The sequence below is a fragment of the Kitasatospora sp. NPDC001095 genome, assembly GCF_053598615.1.
In genome coordinates this window covers 1-16117 of sequence record NZ_JBSFKQ010000088.1, presented here as the reverse complement: position 1 = coordinate 16117, position 16117 = coordinate 1, and the positions used below count along the sequence as shown (strand labels likewise).

At 75.8% G+C, this 16117-nt stretch carries 3 protein-coding genes; all 3 read left to right on the top strand.

The annotated features are described in order from the left end of the window. On the top strand, positions 1-7659 hold a 7659-nt coding region (locus ACWDBB_RS35350; RefSeq protein ID WP_449793507.1), incomplete at its 5' end, for a type I polyketide synthase. Positions 7660-7707: 48 nt separating this feature from the next. Continuing rightward, the gene (locus ACWDBB_RS35345; protein WP_449793506.1) at positions 7708-12624 is read left to right on the top strand and encodes a type I polyketide synthase; all 4917 of its coding nucleotides are present in this window, start codon (positions 7708-7710) and stop codon (positions 12622-12624) included. Beyond that, positions 12621-16117: type I polyketide synthase (locus ACWDBB_RS35340; RefSeq protein WP_449793505.1), on the top strand; the 3497-nt coding region annotated here is incomplete at its 3' end. The genes ACWDBB_RS35345 and ACWDBB_RS35340, both read left to right, overlap by 4 nt.

Here is a 16117-nt window from a genome sequence, read left to right as displayed (position 1 = left end):
TCGCTCGCCGAGCTGTGGCGTTCGTACGGCGTGGAGCCGTCGGCGGTGGTGGGGCACTCGCAGGGCGAGATCGCCGCCGCTGCCGTCTCCGGCGCTCTGTCGCTGGAGGACGCGGCGCTGGTGGTGGCGCTGCGCAGCCGGGCGATCATCGAGCTCTCCGGGCTGGGCGGCATGGTGTCCGTCCCGCTGCCCGCCGAGCAGGTGCGTGAACTCCTTTCGGGCCGTGAGGGCTTGTCCGTCGCGGCCGTCAACGGCCCCAGCTCGGTGGTCGTTTCCGGCGATGCCGGTGCCCTGGACGAGCTGATGGAGCACTGCGCCGCGCAGGAGGTCCGGGCGCGTCGGATCGCGGTGGACTACGCCTCGCACTCGGCGCACGTCGAGCGCATCGAGACCCGCCTGGCCGAGCTGCTGGCCCCGGTCACGCCCCGGGTTCCGGAGATCCCGTTCCATTCGACGGTCACCGGCGAGGTCATCGACTCGGCCGCGCTGGACGCCGGCTACTGGTACCGAAACCTGCGTCAGACGGTGGAGTTCGCGTCGACCATCGACGCCCTGCTGGCCTCGGGCCACTCGCAGTTCATCGAGGTCAGTGCCCACCCGGTGCTGACCGTCGGTATCCAGGAGGCCATCGACGCCGCCAACGCCGAGGCGAGCGTCCAGGGCACCCTGCGCCGTGACCAGGGCGGCCGGGAGCGCTTCCTGACCGCCCTCGCCGAGGCCTGGTCCAACGGCGCCACCGTCGACTGGGCCGCCCAGTTCGAGGACACCGCAAGCCGCGTCGACCTGCCGACCTACGCCTTCCAGCGCGACCGCTACTGGCTGGAGCCCGAGGCTGCCGCCGACGCGCCGGCCGCCGTGGTCGACGCCGTCGAGGCCGGCTTCTGGGAGACCGTCGAGCGCGAGAGCCTCGACGAGCTGACCGCCACCCTTGCCCTGGACGCGCACGCCCCGCTGAGCACCGTGCTGCCCGCACTGGCCTCGTGGCGGCGCCGTCAGCGCGAGCGTTCGGCGCTGGATGCCTGGCGCTACCGGATCACCTGGCGCCCGGTCGGCCACTCCCCGGCCGGTCCCGCCGCCGCGACGCTCGCGGGCACCTGGCTGGTCGCCGTCCCGGAGACGGCCGACGAGGTTCTGGTCCGGGCTGTCGAGGAGGCGCTCACCGCGTGCGGCGCCGAGGTGGTCGCCCTGCCGTGGCGGGCGGCCGAGGACCGGGGTTCGCTGGCGTCGCGGCTGCGGGTCGTCGCCCACGAACACGCTGATGTGGCGGGCGTGTTGGCGCTGCCCTTCGCCTCCGCTGCGGCAGCGGACGCGGAGGACGTTCCGGCGGCCGTGGTCGCGGCCACCGTCCTGGTCCAGGCGCTGGGCGACGCCGAGCTGGCCGCCCCGCTGTGGCTGGCCACCCGGGGCGCCGTCACCGTCGGCCGGGCGGATGTCGTCGAGGCTCCCGAGCAGGCGCTGCTCTGGGGTCTGGGACGGGTGGTCGCCCTGGAGCACCCGGACCGCTGGGGCGGCTTGGTGGACCTGCCCGCCGCGCCGGACGGGCGGGCGCTGGCCCGACTGGCCGGCGTGCTGGCCGGTGCGCCCGGGGAGGACCAGGTGGCGCTGCGTCCGGAGGGCGTGTTCGCCCGCCGGCTGGTGCGTCCGCGCTCCGACGCGGCCTCCGCCGAGCCCTGGCAGCCGCGCGGAACGGTTCTGGTCACCGGCGGTACCGGGGCCCTCGGCGGGCACGTCGCCCGCTGGCTGGCCGCGAACGGCGCCGAGCGTCTGGTGCTGGCCGGCCGTCGGGGCCTGGAGGCGCCCGGTGCGGCCGAACTGGCCGCCGAACTGGCCGAGTCGGGCGTGGCGGTCGACCTCGCGGCCTGCGACGTGGCCGACGCCGAGGCGCTCGCCGCCCTGCTGGACACCGTCCCCGCCGACCAGCCGCTCACCGCCGTCGTGCACACCGCCGGCGTGCTGGAGGACGGGGTGGCGGACGCGCTGACGCCCGAGCGGTTCGCGGCCGTGCTGCGGCCCAAGCTCACCGCCGCGCGCCGGCTGCACGAGCTGACCGCCCACCTCGACCTGGACGCCTTCGTCCTCTTCTCCTCCTTCGCCGGCACCGTCGGCAACCCCGGTCAGGCCAACTACGCCGCCGCCAACGCCTACCTGGACGCGCTCGCCGAGCAGCGCCGGGCCGCCGGCCTGCCGGCCACCGCCGTCGCCTGGGGCCACTGGGCCGGCGGCGGGCTGGCCGACTCGGCCGCCCGGGACGCCCGGCTGCGCCGGGACGGGCTGGTCGCGATGGCGCCGGAGGCCGCCGTCGCCGCGATGGCCGCCGCGGTGGGACGGCCGGACGCGCTCACCGTGATCGCCGACGTGGAGTGGGAGCGCTTCGCCCGCAACTTCTGCGCCACCCGCCCGAGTCCGCTGCTGGCCGAACTGCCCGAGGCCCAGCGGGCGGTGGCCCCCGCCGACCGGCCGGCGGACGGCGGAGAACGGACGGGCCTGGCCGAGCGGTTGGCCGCCCTGCCGGCCGCCGACCGGGAGCGCCACCTGCTGACGCTGGTGCGCGGCCAGGTCGCCGGGGTGCTCGGCCACGCCTCGCCGGAGGCCGTCGACCCGGTGCGCGCCTTCCGCGAGCTGGGCTTCGACTCGCTGACCGCCGTCGAGCTGCGCAACCGGCTCGCCGCCGTCACCGGCCTCACGCTGCCCGCCACCCTGGTGTTCGACCACCCGACGCCGTCCGCGCTGACCTCCCTGCTGCTCGGCCTGCTGGTCGGCGACCGGGAGGCCGGCGCGGCCCCGGTGGCCGTACGGGCGGGTGCGACCACCCGGGCCGCCGACGAGGAGCCGATCGCGATCGTCGCGATGAGCTGCCGCTTCCCCGGCGGGGTCAGCAGCCCCGAGGAGCTGTGGGAGCTGCTCGCCGGCGGACGGGACGCGATGACGGGCTTCCCGGCCAACCGCGGCTGGGACCTCGACGCGCTCTACCACCCGGACCCGGACCACAAGGGCACCTGCTACGCCCGTGAGGGCGGATTCCTGCACGAGGCGGGCGAGTTCGATGCCGGCTTCTTCGGGATCTCCCCGCGTGAGGCGCTGGCGATGGACCCGCAGCAGCGCCTGCTGCTGGAGACCTCCTGGGAGTTGTTCGAGCGCGCCGGCATCGACCCGGCCGCACTCAGGGGCAGCCAGGCGGGCGTGTTCGTCGGCACCAACGGCCAGGACTACGTGCCGCGCCTGCACGAGGGCCCGCAGGGCGTCGAGGGCTACCTGCTGACCGGCAGCGCCGCCGCCGTGGTCTGCGGGCGGATCGCCTACACCTTCGGCCTTGAGGGCCCGGCCGTCACCGTCGACACGGCCTGCTCGGCCTCCCTGGTCGCCCTGCACCTGGCCGCCCAGGCGCTGCGCAACGGCGAGTGCACGATGGCGCTGGCCGGCGGTGCCACCGTGATGTCCCAGCCGGGTTCCTTCATCGAGTTCAGCCGCCAGCGCGGCCTGGCCGCCGACGGCCGCTGCAAGGCGTTCGCCGCCGCGGCCGACGGGACGGGCTGGGGCGAGGGCGTCGGCCTGGTGCTGCTGGAGCGCCTCTCCGACGCCGAGCGCAACGGACACCGGGTCCTGGCCGTGGTGCGCGGCAGCGCCGTCAACCAGGACGGTGCCAGCAACGGCCTGACCGCCCCCAACGGTCCTTCCCAGCAGCGCGTCATCCGCCAGGCCCTGGCGGCCGCCCGACTGTCGGCCGACGAGGTCGACGCCGTCGAGGCGCACGGCACCGGCACCACCCTCGGCGACCCGATCGAGGCCCAGGCCCTGCTCGCCACCTACGGCCAGGAGCGCACCGGCGAGCCGCTGTGGCTCGGCTCGGTGAAGTCCAATCTCGGCCACACCCAGGCCGCCGCCGGCATCGCGGGCGTCATCAAGATGGTCATGGCGATGCGGGAGGGCGTCCTGCCCAAGACCCTGCACGTGGACGAGCCGACCCCGCACGTCGACTGGACCTCCGGCGCCGTCGAACTGGTCACCGAGACCCGCGCCTGGCCCGAGACCGGGCGTCCGCGCCGCTCGGGCGTCTCCTCCTTCGGCATCGGCGGCACCAACGCCCACGTCATCCTGGAGGCCGCGCCGCCCGTCGAGGAACAGCCGGTCGCACCGGTGACCGGACCGGTGCCGCTGGTGCTGTCCGGCCACTCGGGACCGGCCCTGCGCGACCAGGCCCGCCGCCTGCGGACCTGGCTCTCCCGCGAGTCCGACCCGGACCTCACCGCGCTGGCCACCGCGCTGGCCGGCGAGCGCGCGGCCCTGGGCCACCGCGCCGTGCTGACGGCCTCGGACGCGACGGAGCTGGCGGCCGGGCTGGAGGCCCTCGCCGACCGGGAGGGCGCGGCCGGCCTGGCCATCGGCGCCGTGCGCGAACCCGGCCGCACCGCCTTCCTGTTCACCGGACAGGGCAGCCAACGGCCGGGCATGGGCCGCGGGTTGTACGAGGCCCACCCGGTCTTCGCGGACGCCTTCGACACGGTCTGCGCACGGGTCGAACTGCCGCTGCGCGACGCCGTGTTCGGCGATGGCGCGGAGCTGCTGGACCGCACCGAGTACGCCCAGCCGGCGCTGTTCGCCGTCGAGGTGGCGCTGTTCCGCCTGTTCGAGAGCTGGGGGCTGCGCCCGGACGTCCTGGTCGGCCACTCGATCGGCGAGATCGCCGCCGCCCACGTCGCGGGCGTCCTGTCGCTGGACGACGCCGTCACCCTGGTCGCGGCCCGCGGCCGGCTGATGCAGGCGCTGCCCGAGGGCGGCGCGATGGTCGCGGTGGAGGCCACCGAGGAGGAGGTCCTGCCGCTGCTCACCGAGAACGTGAGCATCGCGGCGATCAACGGCCCGACCTCCGTGGTGGTCTCCGGCGATGAGGCCGGCGTCCTCGCGGTGGCCGGCCGGTTCGCCGGGCAGGGCCGCCGGACCAAGCGGCTGAACGTCAGCCACGCGTTCCACTCCCCGCTGATGGACGGCATGCTGGACGACTTCCGCCGGGTGGCGGAGGGCCTGACGTACGCGGCGCCGCGGATCACCGTGGTCTCCGACGTCACCGGTGCGGTCGCCACCGCCGAGGAGCTGTGCTCGCCCGACTACTGGGTGCGCCACGTCCGCGAGGCCGTCCGCTTCCTCGACGGCATGCGCACCCTGGAAGCCGACGGCGTCACCACCTTCGTCGAACTCGGCCCCGACGCCGTGCTCACCGCCCTGGGCCGCGACTGCCTCGACGAGCGGACCGACGCCCTGCTGGTGCCGGCGCTGCGCCGGGACCGCGACGAGGCCGGCGCGGTGCTGTCCGCCCTCGCCGAACTCCACGTGCACGGGCACACGCCGCACTGGCAGGCCGTGCTCGGCGCCCCGCCCGTCCGCCGCCTCGACCTGCCCACCTACGCCTTCCAGCACGACTGGTACTGGCTCGACACCGACCCGGCGACCGCCCCCGCCGCCCCGGCCGCCGACGACCGGCACCCGGCCGGGACCGCCCGGGAGGCCGGCTTCTGGGCCGCCGTCGAGGACCAGGACCTGACCGCCCTCGCGGAGACCCTGCGGCTGCCCGACCCGGCGCCGCTCGGCGCGATCCTCCCGGAGCTCTCCTCCTGGCGGCGCCGCACCCGGGAGCTGTCCGCCGTCGACGCCTGGTGCCACCGCTTCACCTGGCAGCAGCTGCCCGAGCCCGCCCCGGCCGGTGCCGTCGGCGGCTGGCTGCTCGTCGTCCCCGAGCCGCAGGCCGACCACGCGCTCGTCACCGGGGCCGTCGACGCCCTCACCGAGGCCGGCGCCGACGTGCTCACCCTCGAACTCGACACCGGCGACGCGGACCGCACCGTCCTGGCCAAGCGCCTGGCCGAACTCCTCGCCGACGGGACCGAGGTGACCGGCGTGCTGTCGCTCGCCGCCCTCGACGAGCGGCCCCACCCCGACCAGGAGGAACTCTCCACCGGCCTGGCCCTCACCCTGGCCCTGACCCAGGCACTCGGCGACGCACAGCTCCACGCACCGCTGTGGGCGGTCACCAGCGGTGCCGTCACCGTCGCCGCGACCGACCGACCGGACCACCCCGGGCAGGCCCAGGTCTGGGGCTTCGGACGGGTCGCCGCCCTGGAGCACCCGCTGCGCTGGGGCGGACTGGTCGATCTGCCCGCCACCCTGGCGGACCGCCGCACCCGCTCCCGCCTGCTCGGCGTCCTCACCGGCGGCTCGGGCGAGGACCAGGTGGCGGTGCGCCCCGGCGGGCTCTACGGACGCCGCCTGACCCCGGCCGAGCCCACCGGCCAGGCCGAACCCACCGGTTCGCGCGGCGCCGGCTGGGTCGCCGGCGCCACCGTACTGATCACCGGCGGCACCGGCGCCGTCGGCGCCGAGGTGGCCCGCCACCTGGCGCGCGGCGGCGCCGCCCACCTCGTGCTGGCCGGCCGCCGGGGCGCCGACGCCCCGGGCGCCCCGCAGCTGCGGGACGAACTGGTCGCCCTCGGCGCCCGGGTCACCCTCGCCGCCAGCGACCTCGCCGACCGCACGGCCGTGGCCGACCTGCTGGACCGGCACCCCGTCACCGCGGTCGTGCACGCCGCCGGCGTCGTCGAAGACGGCACCGTCGAGCTGCAGACCCCGGAGCGCTTCGCCACCGTGCTGCGCCCCAAGGCGGTCGCCGCCCGGCACCTCGACGAGCTCACCCGCTCGCGCGACCTCGACGCCTTCGTCCTGTTCTCCGCCTTCGCCGGCGCCGTCGGCAACCCCGGGCAGAGCAACTACGCGGCCGCCAACGCCTACCTGGACGCGCTCGCCGAACAGCGCCGCGCCGACGGCCTGCCCGCCACCTCGCTGGTGTGGGGCGTCTGGGGCTGCGGCATGGCCGCCGAGGGCGACGTCACGGAGCAGCTGGAGCGGGCCGGGCTGCGGGTGATGGCCCCCGAGTCCGCGGCCGGCGCCGTCGACCGGGCCCTCCCGCCCGGCCAGGCGGTGCTCGCCGTCGCCGACGTCGACTGGCCGCGGTTCGTCGGCCGGCGCACCGCGCAGCGGCCGAGCCGGCTCTTCGACGAGCTGCCGGCCGTCCGGGGCGAGCGCGCCGGGCACACCGGGGCCCCGGCCGCCGGGGCCGAGCCCACCGCCGGCCTGGCCGAACGGATCGCCGCCGCGCCCGCGGCCGAGCGGGAACGCCTGCTGCTGGCCCTGGCCCGCGAGTCGGTGGCCGAGGTCCTGGGCCACCGCGGCACCGCCGCCGTCCACCCCGACCGGGCCTTCAAGGAGCTGGGCTTCACCTCGCTTGCCGCCGTCGAGCTGCGCAACCGGCTGGACGTCGCGACCGGGCTGCGGCTGCCCGCCTCCCTGGTCTTCGACCACCCCACTCCCGCCGCCCTGGCGGAGTACCTGCGCGTCCGGCTGGTCCCGGACGCGGCCCCGCAAGCCCCGGCCGTCCTCGCCGAACTCGACCGGCTGGAAGCCGCGTTGGCGGCGGCGACGGAGGGCGGGCTGCTCGCCGTCCTGCCCGACGAAGCCGACCGGGACGCCGTCGGGAACCGGCTCAGGACACTGCTCTCCACCTGGACCGGGGCCCTGGGGGCCGACGAGCCGGAGACGGTCGCCGACCAACTCGACGCCGCCTCCGACGACGAGATCTTCGACTTCATCGACCGGAAGTTCGGGGCCTCATGACCAGCAACGCACGCGCACTCCAGACGACTCCGGCAGGTGGACTTCCCGATGGCGAATGAAGACAAGCTCCGCGAGTACCTCAAGCGGGTCACGGTCGAGCTGAGCGAGGCCCACGAGCGCCTGCGCGAGGCGGACGAGCGGGAGTCCGAGCCCATCGCGATCGTCGCCATGAGCTGCCGCTACGCGGGCGGGATCGACACCCCGGAGCAGCTGTGGGACCTGGTCGCGGACGAACGGGACGCCATCGCCGGCTTCCCGGCCGACCGCGGCTGGGACCTCGACGCGCTCTACCACCCGGACCCGGACCACCCCGGCACCAGCCACGTCCGCGAGGGCGCGTTCCTGGACGCCGCGGGCGGCTTCGACGCGGGCTTCTTCGGCATCTCGCCGCGCGAGGCCCTCGCCATGGACCCGCAGCAGCGGCTGCTGCTGGAGACCTCCTGGGAGGCCTTCGAGCGCGCGGGCATCGCCCCGTCCTCGGTGCGCGGCACCCGGGTCGGCGTCTACGTCGGCACCAACGGCCAGGAGTACGCCAAGGGCGCGCGCAAGCTGCCCGAGGACGTCGAGGGCTACCTCGCCACCGGCAACGCCGCCAGCGTCGTCTCCGGCCGCATCTCCTACACCCTCGGTCTCGAGGGCCCGGCCGTCTCCGTCGACACCGCCTGCTCCGCCTCCCTGGTCGCCCTGCACCTCGCCGTGCGCGCCCTGCGGGCCGGCGAGTGCACCATGGCGCTCGCGGGCGGCGTCACCGTGATGGCCACCCCGCTGCCCTTCGTCGAGTTCAGCCGCCAGCGGGCGCTGGCCGAGAACGGCCGCTGCAAGCCGTTCGCCGCCGCCGCCGACGGCACCGGCTGGGGCGAGGGCGCGGGCGTGCTGCTGCTGGAGAAGCTGTCGGACGCCCGCCGCAACGGGCACCAGGTGCTGGCGATGGTGCGCGGCAGCGCGATCAACCAGGACGGTGCCAGCAACGGCCTGACCGCCCCCAACGGCCCCGCCCAGCAGCGCGTCATCCGCGCCGCGCTGGCCGCTGCCCGCCTGACGGCGGACCAGGTGGACGTGGTCGAGGCGCACGGCACCGGCACCGTGCTCGGCGACCCGATCGAGGCCCAGGCCCTGCTCGCCACCTACGGCCAGGAGCGCACCGGGGACCCGCTCTGGCTGGGCTCGGTGAAGTCCAACATCGGGCACACCCAGGCCGCCGCCGGTGTGGCGGGCGTCATCAAGATGGTGATGGCGATGCGGCACGGCGTGCTGCCGCGCACCCTCCACGTCGACGAGCCGTCGCCGCACGTGGACTGGGCCTCCGGCGCGGTCGAGCTGCTGACGGAGGCGCGGGACTGGCCGGCGGGCGGACGGCCCCGCCGGGCCGCCGTCTCGTCCTTCGGGGTCAGCGGCACCAACGCCCACGTGGTGCTGGAGGAGGAGCCCGCGGCGGAACCCGCGGCGGAACCCGCGGAGGCCGACGAGGTGCCGGTGGCCGGCGGCGTGGTGCCGTGGCCGCTCTCGGCCCGCAGCGGGGCGGCGCTGCGTGAGCAGGCCCGACTGCTGCTGGCGATGGCCGGGGGCGAGCGGCCGGCGGATGTCGGCCACACCCTGGCGACGGCCCGGTCGGTGTTCGAGCACCGTGCGGTGGTCGTCGGCGCGGGGAAGGCGGACCTGTTCGCCGGTCTCGCCGCGCTCGCCGACGGTGAGCAGGTGGCTCAGCTGGTCCAGGGCACGGCTGGGACGACCGGTGGGCCGGTGTTCGTGTTCCCGGGTCAGGGTTCGCAGTGGCTGGGCATGGCGCAGGGGCTGCTGGCGGATGAGCCGGTGTTCCGTTCCCGGATGGAGGAGTGCGCCAAGGCGCTGTCCCTGTATGTGGATTGGGATCTGCTGGAGGTCGTCGCGGGTGAGGACGGCGGGTGGATGGAGCGGGTGGACGTGGTCCAGCCGGTGCTGTTCGCCGTGATGGTCTCGCTGGCTGCCCTGTGGCGTTCGTGCGGTGTGGAGCCGTCGGCGGTGGTGGGGCACTCGCAGGGCGAGATCGCCGCCGCTGCGGTGTCGGGCGCTCTGTCGCTGGAGGACGCGGCGCTGGTGGTGGCGCTGCGAAGCCAGGCGATCATCGAACTGTCCGGGCTGGGCGGCATGGTGTCCGTCCCGCTGCCCGCCGAGCAGGTGCGTGAACTCCTTTCGGGCCGTGAGGGCTTGTCCGTCGCGGCCGTCAACGGCCCCAACTCGGTGGTCGTTTCCGGCGATGTCGGCGCCCTGGATGAGCTGATGGAGCACTGCGTCGGGCAGGAGATCCGGGCGCGTCGGATCGCGGTGGACTACGCCTCGCACTCGGCGCACGTGGAGCGCATCGAGGCCCGTCTCGCGGAGCTGCTGGCGCCGGTCACGCCCCGGGTTCCGGAGGTGCCGTTCCACTCCACCGTGACCGGTGAACTGGTCGACAGCGCTTCGCTGGACGGTGCGTACTGGTACCGAAACCTGCGCCAGACGGTCGAGTTCGGCAAGATCATCGACGCCCTGCTGGCGTCCGGCCACTCGCAGTTCGTCGAGGTGAGCGCCCACCCGGTGCTGACCGTCGGTATCCAGGAGGCCATCGACGCCGCCCATGCCGAGGCGAGCGTCCAGGGCACCCTGCGCCGTGACCAGGGCGGCCGGGAGCGTTTCCTGACCGCCCTCGCCGAGGCCTGGTCCAACGGCGCCACCGTCGACTGGGCCGCCCAGTTCCCCACGGCCCGCCGCGTCGACCTGCCCACCTACCCCTTCCAGCGCGACCGCTACTGGCTCGTCCCGGACCAGGAGGACGAGCCGTTCCGCGCGGGCACCCCCGGCGAACAGCGCTTCTGGACCGCCGTCGACGACGCGGACGCCGCCAGGCTGGCCGGCGCCCTGGGGATCACCGGGGACGAGGCCGAGGAGTCACTCCGGACGCTGCTGCCGCTGCTGACCTCCTGGCACCGCGCCGAGCAGGAGCGGTCGGTGGTCGACTCCTGGCGTTACCGGGCCGCCTGGCGGCAGCTGGACGGCGTTCCTGACGGGCGCCTGTCCGGCACCTGGCTGGTGGCCGTCCCCGAGCCGGCCGGTCCGCGGGCCGAGTCGGTGCTCGCCGCGCTGGCCGGATCGGACGCCGCCCTGCTCCGCTGCGCCCTGCCGGCCGGTGCGGACCGGGCGGCCGTCGCGGAGCGGCTGCGCGCGGCGCTCGCCGGTGCGCCGGAGGTCTCCGGCGTACTGTCGCTGCTCGCCCTGGACGAGCGGCCGCTGCCGGACCACCCGGTGGTCCCGGCGGGCCTGGCTGGCAACCTCGCCCTGGTCCAGGCGCTCGGTGACGCGGACGTGGACGCGCCGCTGCGGCTGCTCACCGCGGGCGCCGTCGCCACCGGCCCGCAGGAGCGGCTGGCGAACCCCGCGCAGGCCCTGGTCTGGGGCTTCGGCCGGGTGGTGGCCCAGGAGCACCCGCAGCGCTGGGGCGGTCTGGTCGACGTCCCGGCCGACCCCGAGGGCGACGCCGCCCTGGCGGCCCGGCTGGCAGGGGCGCTCACCGGCGCCGGCACCGAGGACCAGCTGGCGGTCCGTCCTGAGGGCGTCTTCGGCCGCCGCCTGCTGCCCGCGCCGTTCGACCCGTCGGCGGTCACCGAGGCCTGGCGCCCCGAGGGCACCGTGCTGGTCACCGGCGGCACCGGCGCGCTCGGCGGGCACGTCGCCCGCTGGCTGGCCGCCAACGGCGCCCGGGACCTGCTGCTGGTCAGCCGCCGGGGCGCAGACGCCCCGGGAGCGGCCGAGCTGGTCGAGGAGCTCGCCGCCCTCGGCACCCGCGCCGAGGCGGTGGCCTGCGACGTCGCGGACCGCGACGACCTGGCCCGGCTGCTCGCCGGGATCCCGGAGCACGCCCCGCTCACGGCGGTGGTCCACACGGCCGCGATCGTCGACGACAACCTGCTCGACGCGCTCACCGTCGACCAGGTCGCCCGCGCGCTCGCCGTCAAGGTCACCGCCGCCCGCAACCTGGACGAGCTGACCCGCGGGCTGGACCTCTCGGCCTTCGTCCTGTTCTCCTCGTTCGCCGGCACCTTCGGCCTCGCCGGCCAGGGCAACTACGCCCCCGGCAACGCCTTCCTGGACGCGCTCGCCGAGCAGCGCCGGGCCGACGGACTGCCCGCCACCTCGCTGGCCTGGGGCCACTGGGCCGGCGGCGGCATGGCCGAGGGCGCGGTCGAGTCCTCGCTGCGCCGGCGCGGCAGCGGCGAGCTGGTGCCCGAACTGGCGGTCACCGTGCTCCAGCAGGCGCTGGACGCCCGGGAGGTGTTCCTCGCCGTCGCCGACATCGCCTGGGACCGCTTCGTCCCGGCGTTCGGAGCCGGCCACGTCCGGCCGCTGATCAGCGAGGTGCCCGAGGTCGCCCGGATGCTCGACCGGCGTCCGGCCGGGTCGGCGCACACCGACGGCGCCGACCCGGCCTCCTTCGCCGCGCGGCTGGCGGCGCTGCCCGCCGCCGACCGGTCCGGGGCGCTGCTCGACCTGGTCCGCACCCGCACCGCCGGCGTCCTGGGGCACGCCTCCGCCGAGGACGTCGACCCGACCCGGGCCTTCCGGGACCTCGGCTTCGACTCCCTCACCGCCGTCGAGATGCGCAACCGTCTGACCGCCGCGATTGGCGTCAAGCTCCCCGCCACCCTGGTCTTCGACCACCCGACGCCGGCCGTGCTGGCCGACCACCTGCTGACCGAACTCCTCGGCGCCCAGCCGGACCGGGAGACCGCGGCGCTCGCCGACCTCGAACGCCTGGACGCCGAACTCGGCGACCTCGCCGCCGATCGGGAGACCGCCGACGCGGTGACCGCCCGACTCCAGCGGATGCTCTCCCGCTGGACCGCCCGCTTCGCCGAGACCGACGCGGACGCCGAAACGAACGTGCTGGACACGGCCACGGCCACGGCCGACGAGCTCTTCGCCCTCCTCGACAACGAGCTGGGGATGTCGTGACGACCGAAGACGCCGTGAACCGCGCCGCAGGACCGCACAACCCGGAGGGTACGCCCACGATGGACGCTCAGGACAAGCTGCTCGGCTACCTCAGGAAGGCGACCGCCGACCTCCAGTCGACGCGCCGCCGCCTGCACGAGCTGGAGTCCGCGGCCGACGAGCCGATCGCGATCGTCGCCCTGGGCTGCCGCTACCCCGGCGACGTCCGCGGCCCCGAGGACCTGTGGGAGCTGGTCCGCGACGGGCGGGACGCCGTCGCCCGGATCCCCGCCGACCGCGGCTGGGACCTCGACGCCCTCCACCACCCCGACCCGGACCACCCCGGCACCAGCTACGTGGTGGACGGCGGATTCCTCGACGGCGCGGGCGAGTTCGACCCGGCGTTCTTCGGGATCAACCCGCGCGAGGCGCTCGCCATGGACCCGCAGCAGCGCCTGCTGCTGGAGACCTCCTGGGAGGCCTTCGAGCGGGCCGGCATCGACCCGCGGTCGCTGCGCGGCAGCCGGACCGGCGTCTTCGTCGGCATGACCTTCCACGACTACGCCACCGTCCTGCAGGAGTCCGGCGAGGACGTCGAGGGCTACGTCGGCACCGGCAACACCGCGAGCGTCGCCTCCGGCCGGCTCTCGTACGCCTTCGGTCTCGAGGGCCCGGCGGTCACCGTCGACACCGCCTGCTCCTCCTCGCTGGTCGCCCTGCACCTCGCCGCCCAGGCGCTGCGCAGCGGCGAGTGCACCATGGCCCTGGCCGGCGGCGTCGCGGTGATGTCCACCGCGCAGATGCTGGTCGAGTTCAGCCGCCAGCGCGGGCTGGCGGCGGACGGCCGCTGCAAGGCCTTCGCGGCCGCCGCCGACGGCTTCGGCGCCGGCGAGGGAGTCGGCGTGCTGCTGCTGGAGAAGCTGTCGGACGCCCGCCGCAACGGACATCCGGTGCTCGCGGTCGTCCGCGGCTCCGCCGTCAACCAGGACGGCGCCAGCAACGGCCTGACCGCTCCGAACGGCCCGTCCCAGCGACGGGTGATCCGTCAGGCCCTGGCCGCGGCCAACCTCGCGGCCCACCAGATCGACGCGGTCGACGCCCACGGCACCGGCACGGCGCTGGGCGACCCGATCGAGGCCCAGGCGCTGCTCGCCACCTACGGCCAGGAACGCGGCGAGGGCGGCGAGCCGCTCTGGCTCGGCTCGGTGAAGTCCAACATCGGCCACACCCAGGCCGCCGCCGGCGCCGCGAGCATCATCAAGATGGTCCACGCGATCCGGGCCGGCGTCCTGCCGAAGACCCTGCACGTGGACGAGCCGTCGCCGCACGTCGACTGGGCCTCCGGCGCCGTCGAGCTGCTGACCGAGAGCCGGCCGTGGCCGCAGACCGGTCGCCCGCGCCGGGCGGCGGTGTCGTCCTTCGGCATCAGCGGGACCAACGCGCACGTCATCATCGAGCAGGCCCCGGCCGAGGACGCCGCGGACACCGAGGAGACCGGGCAGGAGCCCCGGACGGACGGCGGGGCGCGGCCGTTCGTGCTCACCGCGAAGGACGCCCGCGGCCTGCGCGAGCAGGCGGGCCGGCTCCGGACCTTCCTCGCCCGCGGCCTGGAGGTCGAACTCCCGGACGTGGCAAGCTCTTTGGCCGGTCGGACGGCCTTCGAGCAGCGCGCGGTGGTGCTGGCGGACGACCGGGCTGCCCTGGACGCGGGGCTGGAGGCGCTGGCCCGCGGGGGGTCCGCGCCGAACCTCGTCCAGGGCGCGGTGCGCGGCGGGAAGCTGGCGTTCCTGCTCACGGGGCAGGGGAGCCAGCGTCCGGGGATGGGCCGGGAGCTGTACGAGGCCTTCCCGGTGTTCGCGGCAGCCTTCGACGCGGTCTGCGCGCGGGTCGAACTGCCCCTGAAAGAGGCGGTGTTCGGGAAGGACGCTGACGTTCTCGCCCGTACCGAGTTCACCCAGGTCGCGCTGTTCGCGGTGGAGACCGCGCTGTTCCGTCTGTTCGAGAGCTGGGGGGTCCGTCCGGACTTCCTGGTCGGGCACTCGATCGGTGAGATCGCGGCCGCGCATGTCGCGGGTGTGCTGTCGCTGGACGACGCGGTGGCGCTGGTCGCGGCCCGTGGTCGGCTGATGCAGGCGCTGCCGGAGGGCGGCGCGATGGTGGCGGTCAAGGCCGCCGAGGCCGAGGTGTTGCCGCTGCTGACCGCCCAGGTGAGCATCGCGGCGATCAACGGGCCTTCCTCCGTGGTGATTTCCGGGGACGAGTCCGAAGTGCTGGCGATCGCCGGGCAGTTCGAGAAGACCAAGCGGCTGAACGTCAGCCATGCGTTCCACTCCCCGCTGATGGACGGCATGCTGGCGGAGTTCCGGGCCGTCGCCGAGGGCCTGAGCTACGCCGAGCCGACGATTCCGGTGGTCTCCAACGTCACCGGCTCCGTCGCGACGGCCGAGGAGCTGTGCTCGCCCGAGTACTGGGTGCGGCACGTCCGCGAGGCCGTCCGCTTCCTCGACGGCATGCGGGCCCTCGAAGCCGAGGGCGTCACCACCTTCGTCGAGCTGGGCCCCGACGGCGTGCTGTCGGCCATGGGCCAGGAGTGCGTCGAGGAGGGCGTGTTCGCGCCCGCTCTGCGCGCCGAGCGCCCGGAGACCGCGACCGCCCTCGCCGCGCCGGCCACCGCGTTCGTCGCCGGCCACGGCCTCGACTGGACGGCGCTGACCGGCGGCCGGACCATCGAGCTGCCGACCTACCCGTTCGACCGGCAGCGCTTCTGGCCGCGCCGCCGCACCGTCGCCCCCGCCGCGCCGGCGGCGGACCCGGCGGACACCGACTTCTGGCAGAGCGTCGAGGCCGGGGACGTGGCAGCGGTCGCGCGGACGCTCGCCGTCGACGCCGGCGCTTCTCTGGACTCCGTCCTGCCCGCGCTGTCGAACTGGCGCGCGGAGCGCCGGAAGCAGTCCCTGCTCGACGGCTGGTTCTACCGCGCCACCTGGCGCCCGCTCGACCAGCTCGCCCCGGCCGCCCCGGTGGCCGGCTGCCTGGCCGTCGTTCCGGCCGGGCACGAGCAGGACCCGGTCGTCACCGGGGCGCTCCGGGCGCTCGCCCACCACGGCACGGACGTCCGCACCCTGGTGGCCGACCCGGCCGCGAGCCGCGCCGACCTGGCCGAACTGCTGCGCGCCGCCTCGGCGGACGCTCCGGCGGCGGAGCTGGTCCTGTCGCTGCTCGCCCTCGCCGAGGGCACCCACCCCGAGCAGACGGTGGTGCCGCTGGGGACCGCCGCGACCGCGACGCTGCTGCAGGCGATGGCCGACGCCGAGCTGACCGCCGCCCGGCTCTGGACGGTTACCCGGGGTGCCGTCTGCGCCGGCCACGGCGACCGGCCGGCCGACCCGGCCCAGGCGATGGTCTGGGGTCTGGGTCGCAGTGCGGGTCTGGAGCTGCCGGGTCGTTGGGGTGGTCTGGTGGATCTGCCCGAGGTGGTGGATCGGCGTGCCGGTGAGCGTCTGGTGTCGGTGCT